A 20,336-nucleotide genomic window follows, 5' to 3' on the forward strand; every position below is an offset into this window, starting at 1 on the left:
CTATCTTACAGAATCCACGCCAAAATGCAAGCCCAAAAGCGTGTTCGGCGTGTTGCCGCGGAATATCAAGCAAACGCACATTATGTTCAATACACGCAAACACGCAACGCTGGCTACTCCAGCTCCATCGCGCCCGTGCAAAGTTGATAATATTCGCCGCGCTTTTTCATCAAATCTTCATGCGACCCACGCTCAACAATCCTGCCATGCTCCAAAACCATAATCACATCCGCGTTTCGCACTGTGGAAAGCCTGTGCGCAATAACAAACACGGTTCTATCTTGCATCAAAGCGTCCATCGCGCTCTGCACAAGCGCTTCCGTATGCGTATCTATCGAAGAAGTTGCTTCGTCTAAAATCAAAACTGGCGGATTTGCAACAGCAGCGCGCGCAATCGCAATCAACTGCTTTTGGCCCTGCGAAAGCTCTGCTCCGCCGTTTTTAATATACGTGTTGTAGCCGTCTGGCAGCTTGGAAATAAAGGAATCCGCATGCGCAAGAGTTGCGGCAGCAACGCAATCCGAATCGCTAGCATTAAGACGTCCGTAGCGAATATTGTCCATTATGCTTGCACTAAACAATCCAACATCTTGCAAAACAGTTGCAACGGCATGTCGCAAGTCACTTTTGCAAATATTGCGAACATCGATTCCGTCATACAAGATTTGACCATCTGCAATATTGTAAAAACGCGTAAGAAGATTGGCGATTGTGGTTTTGCCAGCTCCAGTGGCACCTACAAGCGCAACTTTTTGACCCGCGTGTGCATACCAAGATATGTTATGCAAAACGGTTTTAGAAGGCTCGTAGCCAAACGTAACGTTTTCAAAGCGAACATCTCCCCTAACAAGCGTATACACGCCGTCTTTAGAGCAAATCGCATGTTTTTGGGTATCTGTGCAAGAATCGCAACTTGAAGAATCGTAGCTCGAAGAATCGCAACTTGACTTTTTAGAGCAATTTTTCCACGCCCAATACACGTTATTCCCACAAGAATCTTCGCTTACTTCACTAAAAACTTGCAAATAAGAATGTTTAGATGCTGTAGAATCTACTTGATTTACTTGCGATTTATCAATATCTGATAGCGATTTATCTACGCTATCGCCACTATCGCCACTATCTCCACCATCACCACTACAACACTCAACGATTTTTGCGCGAATTTTAACGAGCTTAACTGTTCCATCATCTTTTTCAACAGGCTCATCTAAAAGCGCAAAAATGCGATTCGCGCCTGCATTCGCCATCATAAGCGAATTTAATTGCATTGTTATCTCGCCAATCGGATTTATAAACGCGCGAGAAAGCGTAAGAAGCGATATAAGCGTGCCGATTGTAAGCGTGCTTGAATTATTCAATGCATCGCCCCCAAAAACGCCACTCAACCCAGCAGAAGGCACGCCAGCATTTACAGCCCACGCTCCAAAAATCGCAAGCAAAACGTAAAACAGATAACTCGCGTTACTAATCACAGGCATAACATTATTTGCGTAAGAATTGGCGCTAGCAGAAATTTTTTGCACGCGAGACGCCAAATCACCTAATTTTTCCACCGCAGCGCGCTCGTGATTAAAAATCTTAATAACTTTTCTACCAGAATCCGCCTCTTCTACAAACTCATTCAAATCACCCAAAGCTGCCTGGAATTGCACAAAAAGCTTGCCCGAACGCTTAAGCATAAAACGCACTAGAAGCAAAAGAATTGCAGTAAAAATCACAATAAAAATTGCAACAGGAATCGAAAGCCAAACAATCGCGCAAAACGCCGCCGCAATAGACATTAGCGCGCTAAACGAATCTGGAAAAGACCAAGAAATCGCTTGATGAAGCGCTTCCGTGTCGTTTGTGTATCGGCTCATAACATCGCCATATCCATGAGCATCTAAGTACCCAAGCGGAAGGTCTTGATGATGCTTAAACATTTGATTTCTAAGGTTTCGCATTACACTTTGCGCAATTCTTACAACCAGCCTGCTCCAAAGCCAGCTAAAGAACACGCCAACAGCGCACACGCATGCCATAATTGCAATCATTCGCAAAAGTGGCGCAAAATCGGGATTACGCTTGCCAATTAGAGGCAAAATGTACGCGTCTACAAGCGATTGCAAAAACATTGCGCTTACAGCTTGAACAATGGAGCTTACAATAATTGACACAATAACAACAAAAACTTGCATCTTATAAGCCATAATATAAGACGCTAAGCGCTTTAGAACGCGCCAATTTAGAGCGGATTTTTCTTGCGATTTTTGCTCTAAGTTTTCCTGCGATTTTTGCGAAGATTCTTGTGCAGACTTTTGCGCCAAGTTTTCTTGCGACTTTTCATTATTTTTCATTGTTAATCCTGCCACCCTCGCTACCTTCGGTGTCTTCACTGCCTTCGCTGTTTTTAGATTCAATTATTTTTACACCTTGAGAAATCGCCATTTTTCTATACGTTTCACACGATTCCATCAACTCGCTATGCTTTCCTTTAGCAACAACACGCCCATCTTTAAGAACAACAATCAAATCCGCATACATGCAAGAAGACACGCGTTGCGCAACAATGATTTGCGTGGAATCGGGCATAAAATGCCTTAAATTCTCGCGAATCTTGGCGTCTGTTTTAACATCTACCGCGCTCATTGAATCGTCTAAAATCAAGATTTTTGGCCGCTTTAGCAACGCGCGCGCAATGCAAAGTCGCTGCTTTTGGCCGCCCGAAAGATTCTTGCCGCCTTGCTCAAGATTCGTGTTATACGCATGTGGCAAATCGTTTATAAACTCTTGAGCGCAAGCGATTTTGCACGCCTCGCGCAAGTCGGAGTCACTCGCGTTTTCATTACCCCATCGAAGATTTTGCGCAATAGTGCCGCTAAACAGAATATTTTTTTGTAACACAATTCCTATCTGATTGCGCAAACTTTTGGAATCATAAAAACGAACGTCTGACCCGCCTACAAAAACAGTGCCTTTTGTGGCATCGTAAAGGCGCGCAATCAAATTTATAATACTTGACTTTCCGCTACCCGTTGCGCCCACAATCCCAACAGTAGAGCCAGAAGGAATGTTTAGATTTATGTTGTGTAAAATTTCCTGACTATCTTTAATTTCCTGACTATCTTTAGACGAGTCGGAAGCTTTCGAAGATGAATCGCCATTAACGCGCGCAAAATCATGCGCAGAATCATATGCAAAATCAACATTATTAAAGCAAATCGAAGCATCCGCAAGCTCTGTAATCGGGTTTTTATGAACATACTCACTGTTATGCGATTGTAAAACATTTGCAACACGATGCATTGACGTGCGCGCAGTAACCGTCATAACAAAAATTACAACCAAATTAGCCAACGCAAACAAAATTTGCAACGCATACACAACCAGCGCCGCAAGATTTCCCGTAGTCAAGCCAAATGCAGGATTATTTCCCGAAGCAACAATTTGCTTAGAGGCCATCCACGCAATAAGAAGCAAACATGCATAAAAACACAGGTTAAAAAGCGGAATGCTGCAATTTAGAACATACTCCGCTTTTAAAAAATAGCTGTAAATCTTATGCGAGATGCGCCTAAAACGGTGGTTTTCGTAGTCTTCCCTAACATAAGACTTAACAATGCGAATATTACGCAAATTTTCGCTAACCATGCTGTTCATGCTGTCAATCGTGCCGTAAATTCGCGCAAAAGTAGGCGCAACAATCTTTGCACCAATACCACAAATAACGCCAACAATTGGAATAAGACTAAGAAAAACCCAAGAAATCGAAGGGCTTATGCAAAAAGTAAACCACCACGCTGCAACAATAATCACAAGGCTGCGAACGCCTGCGCGAATAACCATTTGATATGCAAATTGAATATTAGAAACGTCGCTAGTTAAGCGCGTAACAACAGTGCCAGTAGAAAAACGGTCAAGATCGCAAAAACTCAACGATTGCAAGCGACTAAACATCGTGCATCGCAAATTTTTACCAAAGCCAGCGCTAGAATGAGCGCAACAAACGCCAGAAATAACGCCGAAAATCATTGATATTGCGGCAAAAGCGAGTAATTGCAAGCCGTAGTATTTAACAGCATTTTGGGATTTTGCGGCAATTCCAAAGTCAATAAGACTAGACATTACTGTTGGAATCGCAATTTGCATAGACGCTTCTACAAAAATCGCAACAGACGTGATTACACCAAGCATGCGATAGCGCTTTAACAGCGGCATTATTGTGCGAAACGCATTAGGCGCGTAATTCTTAGGTTTTTGCTGCGATTTTGCTTTCATGCGACCTCTCTATTAAACGAATTTATACGCTTAATCATATCACCTCTGACTTGTAGCCACTACGACCTGCCTTCGCGCTTAAAGTGTAGTGAGTTTGTATTAAAAAACGCTGAAATCCAGTACAAACGCACTACATGATTACGCCAAGCACGGTAGAGATTCGAGATTTTTCGCCGCGAGCGAGGCGTATCGTTAGCGCGGTCTAAGCGCGCTATTTCTAACAACCATTAGCTAACTAGCGTCACCTTCGCCTTGCGCTCGATCTTTGCCATAGATTGATGGAATAAAACGCTCTTGATCGTGCAGCTTTTCCCAGATTACAGGCGGCTCGGCTGGATTTTTCAGCGACTTTGGCACGTCAATAATCCGCTGATTACTAGATCCGCGGAATTGCAATAGCGAATCGTGAAGATTCTTCATATATCGCCCGTCAACAAGAATGTCAATATATTGCAAAAGCTCAAGCTTATCGGGCGTCTCGCCTTTGCGCATAAGCTCTTCCCACGTGTAACCAGTCCAACTCCAAATGTCTTTTGTATTGCCAAACTCGCTTCGAATACGCTTGCAAAGTGGCAGCAAAATGCCAGTGTTAAGAAGCGGCTCGCCTCCAAGAAGAGTCAATCCTTGCACGTACGGAAGCGCCAAATCTTCCATAATCTGGTCTTCAAGCTTTTGCGTGTATGGGTAACCTGCGCGAAAATCCCAAATCGACTCGTTATAACACTCAACACAATGGAACGGGCAGCCAGAAACATACAGCGAACAGCGGATTCCCTCGCCATCCGTCATAAGAAATCGCTTATAATCCGCAATCATGCCCTTGCTCATGCGCTCACTGGACCACTGCCCTGCGCGCGGATTATTAGAAAGAGAGGTTGGAATCCAAGGCCCGCGGTTAACGTCTGCAGGTGCAAAATCGTGCAAACTTATACGAGCCATGGTTCCAACCTTTTAGTAATTTAGCCTAGCTTTTACTTTATTTTATGCGACTTTACACCGTGACTTTACACCGCAATTTTACGCCGCAATCCTACGCACTACTTAGTTTCCTCGTACCACTCGCGAGACTCGCCATTGTTAAGAACAACATGGCCAGTTTCGCCAGACATGTGCTTTACGCGATGAGCAATCTCCTCGTGGCGGCCGTGAACCATTGGGCGCTGAACAGGATTACCCAAGTAGCCGCAAGTGCGCTTAGTCACATTGCACTTATCTGGGTCACTGTTGCCGCACTCTGGGCAGCGGAAGCCTTCCTTAGTCGGCTCAAAATCGCCCTGGAATCCGCAAACAAAGCAATGGTCAATCGGAGTGTTCGTACCCAAGTAGCCAATGCCAATCTTATAAGCATAATCCCAAACAGCCTCCAAAGCCTTAGGATTCGCTTGCAAGCATGGGAACTCGCAGTAGTTAATAAAGCCGCCGGAAGCAAGATACGGGAAGTCAACCTCGTAGCGGAGCTTCTCCATAGGAGTTGGCTGCAACCACACCGGGTAATGGAAGGAATTGGTGTAGAAGTCGTGATCGGTAACGCCTTCCACATGGCCAAACTTCTGGCGATCCATGCGGTTAAAGCGATCCGTCAAAGACTCAGCAGGAGTGGAATATACCGAGTAATGGTATCCCTCCGCCTTCGACCACTGCTGGCAAAGCTGATTCATACGGCGAACCATAGAAAGCGCAAATCGCTTGCCATCTTCGTTCCAGCTGTGATCTTGCATCCAATCCTTGCCAAAGAACACGGATGTAGCTTCATACAAGCCAATGTAGCCAAGAGACACAGTTGCGCGCTCATTGCGGAATAGCTGATCCACGCTCTCATTAGCTCCCAAACGGCCAAAAGCACCGTAGCGGAACAGAGTTGGAGCGTTTACAGGAGTGGCCTGCTTGCAACGCATAATGCGGAATCGCAAAGCTTGATGAGCCACTTCCATGCGCTCGTTAAAAAGCTTCCAGAAGCGGTTTACATCTCCGTGAGACTCCAGCGCAATGCGAGGCACGTTAACTGTTACAACGCCAAGATTCATGCGGCCGTCTTCCACGTCTTTGCCAGTCTTTGGATCAATCCAGCCCTGAAGGAAGGATCGGCAGCCCATAGGCGCCTTAAAGGAGCCAGTAATCTTAACAATATTCTCGTAGAACACAACATCTGGGTACATGCGCTTTGTAGAACACTCAAGCGCAAGCTGCTTCAAATCGTAGTTAGGGTCGCCAGCATCTGCGTTAACGCCGTGCTTAATAGTAAACACAAGTTTAGGGAAGATAGCAGTATGACGGTCCTTGCCGAGTCCGCGAATACGATTCAGCAAAATAGCGCGCTGAATTTCGCGAGCAAACCAAGACGTACCAAGACCAAAGCCAACAGTTACAAACGGAGTCTGGCCGTTAGAAACGCGGTTGGAATTGATTTGATATTCCATTGTTTGCATAGCGTCGTAAATCGCCTTGCGCGTCATAATCTTTGCGTAAACTTCGCGAAGCTGATCCAACTCACTCAAATTCTCATCAAAAGGAGTGTCTTCTGGAAGAGGATCCCTATCTAAGCAATGAAGATTCTTAGGCTCCTGAGCCTTTAAGCCGTCAATCATAGCCTTAGCAACTTCGATTGGCGTAGAGTCTGGAATCATGGCCTGAGCCATAGCAAGATTCTTGTCGTAATCACACTTAGCGTAAGGCTCCAGCATCTCGTCTGCGCGGTTTACAGTCTGACCGCCGTATTGAGCGCCTGCAATATCCTTAATAATCTGCGTAACTTGAGTAGCTGCCGTGCCAATCGACTTTGGACTATCCATCATTGCGTTTCCAAGCGCAAAACCCTTAGCAAGCATGTTTCCAAAATCTGGAAGCGAGCAATTGCTCATGCAAGTAAATGGCGAATAATCGGCATCGTGGAAGTGAATATCGCCCTTCATATGTGCGTTAGAAACTGCGTGCGGAAGCATAGAGAACGCGGAAGCCTTAGAAACGGCGCCTGCAAGAAGATCGCGCTGAGTGGCGTAAACGTTGGAATCCTTGTTAGCATTTTCGCGCACAAGCGACTCATCTCGGTTTACAAGACGATTCACAGCTTCGTTAATATCGGTTGCCTTAGCGCGGTCAATATCTCGGTTTAGGCGGTAGCTTGTGTAGCAACGCGCAACCTCGTAAAGATGATTTTCAATAAGACCATGCTCAACAAGAGTTTGAATATCTTCGATTTTTGCAGGGCCATTGTAACGGTCTTGAATTTCGGCCTCAATATGATCCGTAATATCGCGAATCATTTGCTCTTCTTGCGGGCCGACTTCTTTGCGCAAATCCTTAAACGCAGCTTTAATGGCCATTATTATGTTCATCTGATCAAAGTCAACAACGCGGCCATCGCGCTTTTCGACTTGCACACGAGACTTCTTAGAAGAGTCGTTTGAAGCTACATTAAAATCACCCAAAGTGACAGCTTCTTCATCTTGCAAAGTGGCATCTTCTAAAGTCATATCAGAGACCTGCATTCTACAGACCTTTCTCAAGCTAACGTGTATTTTGAATCGCAAATCTACTTATGATTCGCAACAACTTGCTCTACTATAGCCCATAGCATGCACAATATCTAGGGTAATTTACATAAATAACAAACTACATATAGTGATTTTGTGGTTTCTGGCGATTTTCCAGGCGTGTCTCAGCGTGCCGTGCGTGCAGATAGGGCGAGTCGCGCAAATTCTTGACGCTTTGATATATTGAGTCACGTGGAACAGACAGCTTTTCAACATGCAGAAGAATTTGGATTCCAACCTGGAGACATCGTACAGCAGTGGCTGTGGGACGATGACGTTGACGATGCGATTTGCAGCAATATCGAAGAATTGACTGGCGAAGAACTTGTTGACGAAGATTACAGCTCCACTGTTGACGGAGTGATTATTTGGTGGCGAGACGGCGACGACGAAGACGAGCTAGCAGACACCATTATGGACGCAACAAACATGTTGAACAGCAACGCACCTATGTGGGTTTTAACACCTAAGCCAGGGCGTGCTGGTTCTCCAAGCTCGAGCACTGTTCAAGCAGCAGCAATGACTGCTGGAATGAACGCCGCAACGCCTTTAACAGTTAGCGAAGATTGGAATGGTATTCGCTTGCGCGCATTCGGCAAAGGTCAAAGCAAGTAGCACAATAGTCGGCACTTAGTTAGTTAGTTGGTTAGTTAGTTGACGCACTTTGTACCAAATTTGACCCAAAACACGTACATTCTCGGGAAAAGTTGACGCACTTTGTAGCGATTTACGGCGTGTTGAACAACAAAAAGCGGAAATATCGCTCGCGCGCTACACTTTAAGCGCTCAAGCAGATTGCCGCGCACGTTTGCGCAAACCACTGTGCGAGTCGCGCGCGCTATGCAAGCGTCCTCTGCCTCTACCTCGGCCTCTACCACTAGCTTTACGCTTTGGCTGCTCTGGCTCTGGCATACTCCAACCCTCTTGCAAATCCGCCAAATCACCAACAATATCTTGCAAAATCGGCGACTCTGGCTTAACATCTTGCGCTTTAGCATTAATGCCAGCACGCCTCAACATAGTGTGAGCCATGCGCTTTTGATTAGGCAACACAAGAGTCACAACATTGCCCGACTCGCCTGCGCGCGCAGTACGCCCCGACCTATGCAAGAACGACTTTGGATCCTCTGGTGGCTCCGTTTGCACAACAAGCGCTACATCGCTAATATCAATTCCTCGCGCAGCAACGTCCGTAGCTACTAGCACGCGCACATCTCCGCTAGCAAAAACGCCCATATGCCTATCGCGTTGATTTTGCGACAAGTTTCCTTGCAAATCAACTGCAGGGATCCCCTGTTGCACAAACTTCTTTGCCATATTCTTGGCTTGATACTTTGTGCGCGTAAAGAATATTGAGCGCTTTTTGCCCGAAGCCAGCTTTCTCAAAACTTCGTACTTATCTGCCGCAGAAACGCCAAAAACGTAATGTGTCATTGTGTCTACTTGCGAATCCGCATCGTCCACAGCGTGAACAAGAGCATTCGGCAAGAAGCGATTTACTATAGTCGCAACTTGCTTATCTAAAGTAGCAGAAAACAGCATGCGCTGGCCATTTGGATTAGTCTGCTCAAGCAAGCGCGTAACGGCTGGCAAAAATCCCATATCTGCCATTTCGTCGGCCTCGTCTAAAACGCTTACCATCACTTTTTCGAGCGTTAACGCGCCTTGACGCAGCAAATCCTCTAATCGCCCTGGGCAAGCCACTACGATTTGCGCTCCCTGCTTAAGAAGCGCCATTTGCTGCTTGTAACGCACACCGCCATAAACCGTTACAGTTTTCATGCCGTAAGCAGCCGCTAGAGGCGCGATTACGTCGTCGATTTGATGCACCAGCTCGCGAGTCGGCGCCAAAATCATTGCGTGAGGCGCTGGAATATCTCCTTCTTCGCGATTCTTGTTTTTTCTAGAAGCGCGACCCGAGTTGATTAGATCAACAAAGTTCTCTGCCAATCGCGCAACAAGCGGAATTGAAAACGCTAGCGTCTTGCCACTTCCCGTTCGGCCGCGCCCTAGAATATTCGCACCTTGCAAAGAGTCTGGCAAAGTCGCTTGCTGTATTGGAAAAGCCGTGTTTTTGCCGTCTGCGCGCAAAACTTCCACCAAAGGCTGCGGAACGCCTAGCTGCGCAAAGGTCACGTCATCGCTGTAGTTTTCGCGTGATTCCACAGCTGTATCTGGAATCATTACGGAGTTTTTTTCGACTTCTTGATTTTGCTTATTTGAATTTTGCTTATTTTGATTACGATTATATTGATTTTGCTTATTTTGATTCTGCTCATTTGAATCATGATTTTTTATACGACGATTCTTAAAATCACGATTCTTAAAGTCGCGCTTATCAAAATCACGCTTGCTAAAGTCCTGCGAAGTAAAGCCCTTCTCTCCAAAGTCCTTCTCAGCTTCTTGAATTGCTATCTCTTCGTATTGCAAAGCTTTTTCTCTGGCGCGACTTCTAGCTTTATCTGCCTTACGATTGCGGTTCTTACGCGCGTTAAAATCGTTATTCTTGCGATTTCTTCTATATTCAAACGGATTTTCTTTGGACTTATGGCCTTTTTTAGAAAAATTCTTATTAGCGCTTTGACTTACAGCGGATTTTTTACTATTCGATTTTCTAGCAGCAGTTTTCTTAGAGCCTTGCGTTTTAGCAAACGCATCATAATGAGTATGTGGCACAATAGCCTTTCGTATTTTATGATTGAACAATTCGATTGACGAATCTATAAAAAGTCATGAACTAACCGAGATTAGCACACACCCCACACAAAAACACACAAAAATCTCGAATCTCTACAGTGCTTGATGTAATCATGTAGTGTGTTTGTACTGAATTTCCGTATTTTTTGATACAAACACACTACACAAACAAGCAAAACTGTAGTGCGATTGTATTTGATTTTGGTGTTTTTTGATACAAACACACTACATAAACACACAAAACTGTAGTGTGTTTGTACCTAAAATACGGCGTGTCGTCATACAATCGCACTACATAAACAAAAGCCTCGCTCAGCCAAAGACCAAACGAGGCTTATGAGTATTGCTATAAGCACTAGTCAAGCTAAATAGCTAGCAGTAAAGCACCACCCAAGCTAATCAGCTTACATCCAAGCGCTAATCGCGATTAGCGTGCTTTGTGCGCATGCGACGAGTTACAAACACTCCGCCAATTGCTGCAATCATAGTTGCCATCAATCCAGCAGTTGCAACGTTTGCGCCAGTCGCAGTGGATGCGCTTCCGCGAGAACGCATGCCCTTTATAACGCGGCTGCGAACAGCTGCACGCACTTTTGCGGCATTGGCTTGAGCGTCCGCAAGTGCCTTACGAGCAGCAGAAAGCTTCTTAGCCGCAGCATCAACCTGAGCCTGAGTTGCGTTAGGATCAGCAGCAACCTTCTTAGCCTCAGCCAAAGCAGCATCCAAAGCCGCCTGAGCCTTAGAAACTTTAGTATCCGCCTGCTTCACAGCAGGATTATTCTCAACAGCAGCGTTCACAGCAGCAGAACTTGCGCCATTAGCATTATTAGCGTTAGCGTTGGCAGCATTGGTGTTAGCAGCGTTACCTGCATTACCCGAGTTTACGCCAGCACCAGCGTTACCATTACCAGCATTTCCAGGCTGTGAATCAGACTCAGCACCCTGAATCTGAACATTCAACTCACCCTTATCCACAGTAGTAGGCGCATTATCATTCACACCATAACCAGCTTCAGAACCAGGAGTTGGTTTCTTACCGTCAAGAGCCTCTTCAGCTGTCTTAAGCTTTGCAAGAGCATCATCAACAAGCTTCTGCTTTTCAGCTTGAGTCTTAGTTGTTACATCTTCCTCGCCTGCAGCAGCCTTCTTCGTACCAGTTAGCTTATCGATAAGATCCTTAGCATCTTGAAGAGCCTTATCAAACGCAGTCTTCTTTTCCGTCGTAGTAGAATACGTATACCTATCTGAGTTCTTAACGTTGCTATCCTTATCAATCTCATCTTGCAACGGCTTGGTATCAACGCCATCAAGCGCCTTACGCGCATTTTCAAGCTTCTGAAGTGCGTCGTCTACCGCTTGTTGATCTTTAGCCTCTTGCTCGGGAGTACGCGGAGTAGAGTCTTGATTCTTATCGTTTTCGTTATCTTCTTTAGCTTTCTTCAATGCCGCTTCCGCGTCAGAGAGTGCCTTGTCAAATGCTTCTTTCTTCTCCTTAGAAGCGGTCGTGTACAGAGGATCGCCAGGTGTAGCCGGCTTAGTGGAATCGTTAGGATCAGCTGGCGTTGGCTTAAGCTTAGAATCGTTATCTACTTCAGCCTGAAGTAAATCAGTGCTTACGCCCGCACCCTTAACTTTGTCATCAATCGCCTGCATTGCCTTAAGAAGATCCTTATACAGCTCATTAACCTGATCCGCATCCTTAGGATCGCCATTAGCTTTGTCTAGCACGGCTCCAGCAGCAGTAGCAGCATCGTCAAACGCTTTCTTTTGCTCATTGCCTTCTTGCAGACCCTTATACTTGTCGCCCTTAGCGAACTTATCAGCGATCTCTTTCAGCTTTTCAAGACGAGCCATGGCAGTATCGGTTGCAGTAGCATTGGCAAGCGCGTCGTCGATGTCGTCAGAAGTTGTACCGTCAGCGTTCTTGTGATCAGAAGCATCAGTATCTTCAATAATCTTCTTGAAAGCTTCCTTCTGCGCATTGTTCAAATGATCAAGCGCAGCAATCTGCTTCTTAGCATCCTCTATCTTCTTAGCCTTCAAAGCGCGATTAGCAATAGCAGTTGGGTCGCCAATCTTCTTTGCATCATTGATGTCATCAATAGCCTTCTGCTTTTCAGCATCTGGAAGATCACTATCTTGAATGCGTTTCTTCTGATCTTCCTTTTCTTTATTAAGTACAGACTGATCATCGTATGTGTTCTGAGAAGTATCGCGCTTGCCCTTAGCATCTTCGATTGCCTTGTTTGCGTCATCAAACGAAGTTTTCACGCCATCAACAGCATTCTTAATATCAGAAGGCTTTGTTGCACTGTTAACAGTGTTCTTGGCATCATCGATTGCCTTAGTGGCAGCTTCATACTTATCTTTAGCTTTTGCTTTCTGCTCATCATTCAACGCCTTGTATGCTGCATCAAGTTCTGCCTTCTTAGCATCAAGCTTGGCAATACCAGCATTCTTAGCATTCTGCTCGTTAATTGCGTTCTGGCGCTTGGCTGCGTCAAGATCATTCTTAATCTCTTCTGCAGTAGCAGCAGGATCCTTCTTTGCAAGAGCATCTTCCAAAGCAGTGAGTGCTGCATCCTTCTTGCTTGGATCAGAACCAATTAACTCCTTAAGAGCCTTATCGTCATCGCTGTTAGCATTGCCGTGGCTTAAGAATGGAAGCGCGCCAGCACTAACATCCTTGTGCGCTTCATTAAGATTATTAGCTTCATCTAAAATCTGCTGAACTTCTTCAGGAGTCTTAGCACCAGGCTTGGTAGCATCCCCACTCTTTCCATTCAGCTTTTCCTTGAGCTTATCCTTTTCATCTTGAGTCAGATTGCCAAGACCATCAATTGCATCAGAAGCTTTCTTTTTCTTATCCTGTAGCTCTTGATTCTTCTGTTCCTCCTGCTTTTTATCTTCCTTCTCTTTTTGCTTCTTTTCGGCGTCTTTCTTTGCGTCGCCGCCACCCTTGTTGTTGTTTATCGTTTGCTGAGTATTCGGGTCGCTAGAGTTTGCATTCTCTTTGCCCTTATCAGCAGCATTCTTGAGAATTTCTTTAATCTTGTCTGCAGTGGTAGCATCACCAATCTGCTTCTTATAATCTTCTTTTTGCTCTTTCGTTAAGTTAGGATTACGGTCGATTTGCTGCTCAGCGTCCTTTTTCATCTGCGCAAGCGCATCAGGCGTTGGAGCAGGCTTAGATTCTTCCTTCTGCTTATATGTAATAGCAACAGTGAAAAGCTGAATACCCTTCTGATCCTTAAAGACAATTGACTTATAGTCTTTCTTGTTACCAGTTTCACTTGAGGTAACTGACTTGATATTATCGTCAGCAATCTCCATGTCAACAGTGCCAGACTTTGGCTTAAGATCAGAAGCAGATGGAAGGTACGGAATAGTCATGCCATTCGTTGTAACTTGGAAACTATTCTGCCCATCATAGTTAGCGTCAAAGAATGCTTTAACAGCCTTCTTGAAATCTTCTTCAGTAGGCTTGGATGGATCTTTAACCTCAATTGCAGCAGGTGCGTTGTACTTGCGCTCAGCCTTCTTTGCATCGGTGAGCTTGCGAATAAGATCGCGCAGGTCCTTCTCGGCCTTTTGACCTTTCGCCATTTCATCAATCTTGGCATCATTCAGCTGATCAGGATTTTCAATACCAGCGCGCTTCAAATCGTTGTTAGAAAGCCCATCAGTTTTCGTGCGTTTATCCAGCAGCGCTTTTGCCTGAGCCTTCAAATCATCAATCGTGTTGTCTTTTTGAGGTTGAGAGCTGCCCTTTTTAACATACAAATCGTTAGCTTTGATGGTAATCAATTCGGTTTGCGAGGCAGAATCCCAATCTCCCCCATCATCGTTGTCAGCCCATGGACGACCAATAACCTTGATACCATTATCATCGCGTAAACTGATACTAAGCATCGGTCCACTATTCTTACCAGATACACCGTAAGGACCCATATTCTTAGTACCGGCTTTTGGAGTCCAAGTTTTTTTAACATCAACGCTGTCTGCAACAATAGCTAGATCAGCTTCAGTTACATTATCGTAATTGTCTTTTACAAACTGCTTTAATGCCTTCACAGCTTCTGGAACAGTTGGTGTATTACCCTCAATCTCAGTCTTTGTAACTTTATAAGTAAAGGTATTCCCTGGATTGTCTTTGTCAGTTTCCGTCTTGGTTTCCGTAGAAGGATTCTGAGACGTTTGCGTACCCGAAGCTTTCTTAAAGAATACGCTCATTGGATAAGTAGCGTCTTTATATTTATCAGCTTTAAAGGTAATGTAACCCTTACCGTCTTTCACGCTATACGAAACATCGGTAATAGTTACATCTGAATTATCTTTAGCGTCCTTACCTTTATTCTTCTTAAGAGCAGTTTTAGTTGCATCAAGCGCATTCTTATAAGTTGTTAAATCTGCTTCCTGCATATTGAAAGGATCAAAGTTGACACGAGTTTGCGAAGCTGGAGCTTCAACAATGAACTCTTTTTCTGCAGCAGGAGTTGGAACAGGCGGCTGAGGCTCTGGAGTTGGAGTCTTTGGCTTCTGCTTTAGGAATTGCCACGCGGCAATAGTGGTTGTTGAGCCATCTGCCCATTTGATTGTTGCATCTCCTGTCTTAGAATCAACCGTAACAGGTGCTGTATTGTTATTGCCTTTCTTGGCGTCATCATACGGCGTAATACCAGTGTTGGCTGTATCAAAAGCATTGACAATCTTGGTTATATCGTCACTAGTAAGCTTTTTAAGGTCATCAACCTCAATCGCGTCAGGCACAACATAAGGCGCCCAATCGGAGATCTTTGGTCCTTGGAACACAAGCTCAGACGCAGGAATCGTAGCCGTGGAGCCATCTTCGTAAGTCACAACAAGGTTTTCACCCTTATCATCAAACTTAATTCCGTCAGTTTCAGCAAGATGGCTGTTAAAATCACTATTATCCTTGTTCTTCTCCTTGAACGCATCAATAACAGCCTTTTTATCATCATCACTTAACGCATCAGGCTTTACAACAGGTATGCGATCTGGCATAACTGGCTTATATCTGTCGCTGTCGGATTCATCTTGTGCAACAAGAAGACTTGCAGGAATCGTGCGAGTCGTCTTGTCTTTGAAAGTGATAGTTGCAGAGCCATCCTTATTTACCACAACACCATTATCAGCAACTAATTCCTTGAAGTACTTTGTGTTTGCGTTTGCATTTTCAATTTTTTCTTTAATAGCCTTTTGCTCGGCGTCACTTAAATCGTTAGTCTTCTTAACCTTCGTAACCTCTGGATACGCAAGCTTCAAATAATCCGCAATCTTTGGCGTATTGTGCTTTTGGCCAACGGCATAGTGCCAGTTACCAGCAAAACGATAAACGCCAGCGGCAAAACGAAGCGGATTGGTGTCACGCTCTTTCCATGCATTGTCTTCCATCTCGGAAACGTAGGTCATGTCATACCAACGCTGACCAGCAGATTCCCAGTCTACGAAAATACCCTTAAGGCCTTGTGTTTGCTTTTGGTATTCTTCCCATTGTTGTGCGGTATTGCCCGCATTATCGTAACCTTTATTGTCTTTGGTACCCAAGCCCATAAGCTGTTTCCAGCCTTTGCTGGCAAGAATATTTTCGTCACTAAAATAATAATTAGAAATATTAGTCCATTCCTTAGGACTATTAAAATGTTTGTCAGAAACAGCGCCATAACCGTTTGCGTCGGTTGTAATATATTGCGAAGAACCAGCAGGTTTAACCTGCTCCTTGCCATTTTTTGTTAACTTTTCAATACGCTTAAATTGAATATCTTGAGGATCTTTCAAACCAGCAGGAACACCAAACCACCACATTGGACGGAATCGCCAATCGTCAGCTGTAGCATTGTTGTGGCAATTAGAAAGATAATGAACACGAACAAATTTTCCTAAAGGATCTCTTCCTTCAGTACCGCCAGCTTTGGCATGCTCAAAGGTATCGTAATATTCAACGTCAATGTTGAAATGAGCCTCGGCATATTTTGCATCAGTTTTGAAACCGTAATAAACATTGTTGCCAGTGCCGTCTACATAACCGTCAGCATAGGCAGGCGAGGAAACGAATACCCCCCCCCCCGAGCACCATAGCACCTGCGAGCATAGCTGCGCACACGCTCTTTGAAAGAACTGGCTGAGAATCAGCCCCAACACCAGCGTTAATACCAGAATAATGCTTAATTGCATGAATCTTCTTAGACATACTCTTACTCCATCATCTTGTTTTTGAATTTTGTTCCAACCAAATCACAAAATTCATATAATAAAGTAAGGCACATTTTACTAATTGTTATATACAATTTAAGATTGATTCGTATGATGAATTTTATGTTATTTACAAACACAAGCCGTGCGAACGACAGGACCTGCCTTCGCACAGAATACGGAGTCTGTAGTGCGTTTGTATCAAAAAACACTGAAATTCGGTACAAACGCACTACAGGATTACACTAAGTGAGGTAGAGATTCGAGATTTTTCGCAGCGGATGAAGCGAACCTCAGCATCTTTGATGGTGATTCGCTGAAGCAGCAAGAAAAATCGAGAATCTCGGTGATGAAAGCTACGCAAAAGTTCCAGATATTCAGAAGGTTTGATGTATTTCTCTACGAGCAATAAAAGAGGAGCGTAGCGACGGGATTTGCGAGGAGAGAAATACTCAAACCTCGCGCAACAACAAATAAGAAATATCGCTTGCGTTATATTTGCATCATGAGCGAGACAAATCTAACGAAATCAAGCCAAAAACCGTTACAAATATCTCATCACTGATGCAAATATAACGAAAATTGGCCAAAAAACGTTACATATGTCTCACGAGCGAGACATATGTAACAAATCTTGGTCAAAGCGCTCAGGCAGATTGTTGCGCCTTAGCTTCTGGCAAATCATCCCACCTGCCAACAAACTTCTTGTACGCGTCTTGGTCAATAACAACGTCTAACTCGCCAATCCAAGTGAACGGATCATTCGCTCTGCAGAATCCATTCTTAAAGAAGTAAAGGCCTTCGTCCATGCTAAGCGAGTAAGTTCCGCCCATGTTGAACCACTTTAAGCCAAGCTCCTTAGTGCGCAAAATCAAATTCCAAATGCACGTATAGCCTGGAGCAACCTTTCCATGCATGGTCTGAGTTGCGCCGTAAATGTACCACAAAGTGTCTTTGTATGGGAACGAAAGCATGCTTGCAACTGGCTCACCCTCGTACTCGCAAGTGCAAATCTCAATCTGCGGGTATGCAGCAAGCAAGCGCTCAAAGTATTCAAATGGCCTATATTTAATGCCATGCCTGTTTGCCATAATCTTTGTAAGCTCGTAGAAGGTTTGCAAGTCTTCTTCCGACCTACTCCAGCGAGTTACAACACCAGCCTTAATACCAGCACGAATATGCCTTCTTGTAAGAGTGCTAAAACCAGCCATAAGCTCTTCTTCGGTTTTGCCCTCAACCTTAAGCATAATCTCGTGAAGCGGGTTGGAATAAGACTTATGGTGGAATCCCTGGCCTCTAAACGTGTAGCCAGCTGCCCTGTACTTTTCTATAAGAGCCTCGTCGGTTTGAACGCAAGGGTCCATTCTAAGCAAAAACGCGTTGTACTTTTCAAAAAGTGGCTTTGCTTCGTTGATTAGCTTTTTAGTGGTTTCAACGTCGTAAAAGTCGCAAACTGGGCCTCTAGGAGCGTAAAACAGCGTTTTATCGTCTACAGCCTTAATGCCAAGAATAGACACTGCAGCAGTAATCTTGCCGTTTTCTTCCAGATAAACGTATTCGCTAGACCAGTTGTTTTTAACCTTTGCCCATGCCATGTCTTGCATTGCATTAGTGTACGGAGAATTTTTTACAAAGTCCTCGTATTCTTTAACTTTAGCAGAATCATTTTTATCTAGTATTGGCATTTGCACTCCTTTTTTAGCTCAATACACGATTTTAGCGCGACTACCGTTTAAGATATTTGCTTTAGCGTTTTACAAGGCGATTTGCCGCCAACAGACTGTGTCTTGCTGCTAAAAGCTTGCGACTTGCGACTAGCAACTTACGATTAGCGACTTGCCACCAACAGCTTGCGACTTGCAGCCAGCCGCCAGCCGCCAGCCGCAGCAACACACAACTTGCGATTAGCGCGTAAGCTTTCTGTGCAAGCGATGCGGGCGAGCAGCTTCCTCACCAAGGCGCGCAATCTTGTTTTCTTCGTACGCCTGGAAGTTGCCTTCAAACCAGTACCAATTTGCAGGATTCTCGTCTGTGCCTTCCCAAGCAAGAATATGCGTTGCAACGCGGTCTAAGAACCAGCGATCGTGCGAAACAACCACAGCGCATCCTGGGAAGTCAAGCAAAGCGTTCTCTAAGCTTTCAAGAGTTTCAACATCTAAATCGTTAGTAGGCTCATCAAGCAGAAGCAAGTTGCCGCCCTGCTTAAGAGTCAAAGCCAAATTCAAGCGGTTACGCTCGCCGCCAGAAAGCACGCCCGTAAGCTTTTGCTGATCCGAACCCTTAAAACCAAAGCTTGCAACGTATGCGCGAGTAGGAATCTCAACGCCTGCAACCTCAATAAAATCAAGGCCTCCCGAAACAGCTTCCCACAAATTCTTATTTGGGTCCAAGCCTGCGCGATTCTGATCTACGTACGAAATCTTTACAGTGTCTCCAACAGTAAGCTCGCCGCCAGAAAGAGGCTCCAAGCCCACAATCGTCTTGAAAAGCGTAGACTTACCAACGCCATTCGGACCAATCACACCAACAATGCCGTTACGAGGCAACGTAAACGACAAATCGTCGATTAGCACGCGATCGCCAAAAGCCTTGTGAATATGCTTCGCTTCCAAAACTTGCGATCCCAAGCGCGGACCTGCTGGAATTTGAATCTCCGAAAAATCAAGCTTCTTGGAATTGCGTGCCTCTTGCTCCATTTGGTCGTAACGCTCCAAACGAGCCTTATTCTTGGCCTGGCGAGCCTTTGGTGAGCTACGCACCCAGTCAAGCTCATTCTTCAAGCGCTTAGCAAGCTTTGCGTCCTTAGCGCCCTGAATCTCCATACGCTTGGCCTTAGTTTCCAAGTAAGTAGTGTAATTGCCCTTGTATGGGTAAAGCTGGCCGCGATCCACCTCGCAAATCCACTCTGCAACGTTGTCCATAAAGTAGCGATCGTGAGTTACAGCAATAACAGCGCCTTCGTACTTGTGCAAGAACTGTTCCAGCCAAAGAATTGACTCCGCATCCAAGTGGTTTGTAGGCTCATCAAGCAACAGCAAATCTGGGGCTTCAAGCAAAAGCTTGCACAATGCAACTCGGCGTCTTTCTCCACCCGAGCACACAGAAACAGGCGAATCTGGGTCTGGGCATTGCAAAGCATCCATTGCCTGCTCAAGCTGAGAATCCAAATCCCAACCGTTAGCCGCATCAATCTCCGTTTGCAGCTTGCCCATTTCTTCCATCAATGCATCAAAGTCGGCATCTGGATTTGCCATCTCTTCGCCGATTTTGTTGAATCGATCAACCTTTTGAGCAATCTCACCAAAAGCCATCTTAATGTTTTCGCCAACGGTTTTAGTCTCATCCAGCGGCGGCTCCTGTTGCAAAATGCCAACGGTGTAGCCTGGAGTAATCGAAGCTTCGCCGTTAGAAACATTCTCCAAACCAGCCATAATCTTTAGCAACGTTGATTTACCCATGCCATTAGGGCCAACAACGCCAATTTTTGCGCCCGGCAAGAAGCTTAAGGTAACGTCGTCTAGAATTACGCGATCTCCGTAAGACTTGCGTGCCTTAATCATTTGGTAAATAAATTCAGCCAAAGTAATACCTTTCTTAAAATTGTTAAACCGCTATTTTAGTTGCAATTTTGATTGC

The 20,336-nt window shown here is 45.0% G+C and carries 10 protein-coding genes; 1 reads left to right on the forward strand and 9 read right to left on the reverse strand.

All coding sequences use genetic code 11. The annotated features are described in order from the left end of the window. Positions 1–113: 113 nt before the first annotated feature. The 4 genes from NYP65_RS03035 to nrdD all read right to left on the reverse strand — a co-directional run bounded on the left by NYP65_RS03035 (position 114) and on the right by nrdD (position 7,745). The gene (locus NYP65_RS03035; protein WP_473410591.1) at positions 114–2,339 is read right to left on the reverse strand and encodes an ABC transporter ATP-binding protein; all 2,226 of its coding nucleotides are present in this window, start codon (positions 2,337–2,339) and stop codon (positions 114–116) included. Next, positions 2,329–4,260, reverse strand: coding sequence for an ABC transporter ATP-binding protein (locus tag NYP65_RS03040; RefSeq protein WP_473410592.1), 1,932 nt, complete (start codon positions 4,258–4,260; stop codon positions 2,329–2,331). Before NYP65_RS03040 ends, NYP65_RS03035 begins: the two co-directional genes overlap by 11 nt. 231 nt (positions 4,261–4,491) lie before the next feature. Continuing rightward, positions 4,492–5,199, reverse strand: a complete 708-nt coding sequence (gene nrdG / locus NYP65_RS03045; RefSeq protein ID WP_473410593.1) for an anaerobic ribonucleoside-triphosphate reductase activating protein — start codon at positions 5,197–5,199, stop codon at positions 4,492–4,494. A 98-nt stretch (positions 5,200–5,297) separates the two neighbouring features. Beyond that, positions 5,298–7,745, reverse strand: coding sequence for an anaerobic ribonucleoside-triphosphate reductase (nrdD, locus tag NYP65_RS03050; protein WP_032843014.1), 2,448 nt, complete (start codon positions 7,743–7,745; stop codon positions 5,298–5,300). Between the two features lie 237 nt (positions 7,746–7,982). On the opposite strand from nrdD, the gene NYP65_RS03055 reads away from it, so the two are divergent. Further along, on the forward strand, positions 7,983–8,405 hold the full coding sequence (locus NYP65_RS03055; RefSeq protein WP_004130062.1) for a DUF3052 domain-containing protein: 423 nt from the start codon (positions 7,983–7,985) through the stop codon (positions 8,403–8,405). Between the two features lie 171 nt (positions 8,406–8,576). Here the strand turns inward: NYP65_RS03055 and NYP65_RS03060 are convergent, their stop codons facing one another. The 5 genes from NYP65_RS03060 to ettA form a co-directional block, all read right to left on the reverse strand. Beyond that, complete coding sequence (locus NYP65_RS03060; protein ID WP_473410594.1) at positions 8,577–10,466, reverse strand: DEAD/DEAH box helicase; 1,890 nt, start codon at positions 10,464–10,466, stop codon at positions 8,577–8,579. Positions 10,467–10,904: 438 nt separating this feature from the next. After that, the gene (locus tag NYP65_RS03065) at positions 10,905–16,589 is read right to left on the reverse strand and encodes a MiiA motif-containing surface protein (protein WP_473410595.1); all 5,685 of its coding nucleotides are present in this window, start codon (positions 16,587–16,589) and stop codon (positions 10,905–10,907) included. After that, on the reverse strand, positions 16,537–16,698 hold the full coding sequence (locus NYP65_RS03070) for a hypothetical protein (protein WP_180946737.1): 162 nt from the start codon (positions 16,696–16,698) through the stop codon (positions 16,537–16,539). The genes NYP65_RS03065 and NYP65_RS03070 overlap by 53 nt, the downstream gene beginning before the upstream one ends. A gap of 649 nt (positions 16,699–17,347) precedes the next feature. Then, positions 17,348–18,385: a lipid II:glycine glycyltransferase FemX gene (locus tag NYP65_RS03075; RefSeq protein WP_473410596.1), complete on the reverse strand. Its 1,038-nt coding sequence runs from the start codon at positions 18,383–18,385 to the stop codon at positions 17,348–17,350. A 219-nt stretch (positions 18,386–18,604) separates the two neighbouring features. Then, a complete protein-coding gene (gene ettA, locus NYP65_RS03080) occupies positions 18,605–20,281 on the reverse strand; it encodes an energy-dependent translational throttle protein EttA (RefSeq protein ID WP_004130043.1) in 1,677 nt (558 codons plus the stop codon). Positions 20,282–20,336: the final 55 nt, after the last annotated feature.

The sequence above is a fragment of the Gardnerella sp. c12Ub_1 genome (genome assembly GCF_055804375.1).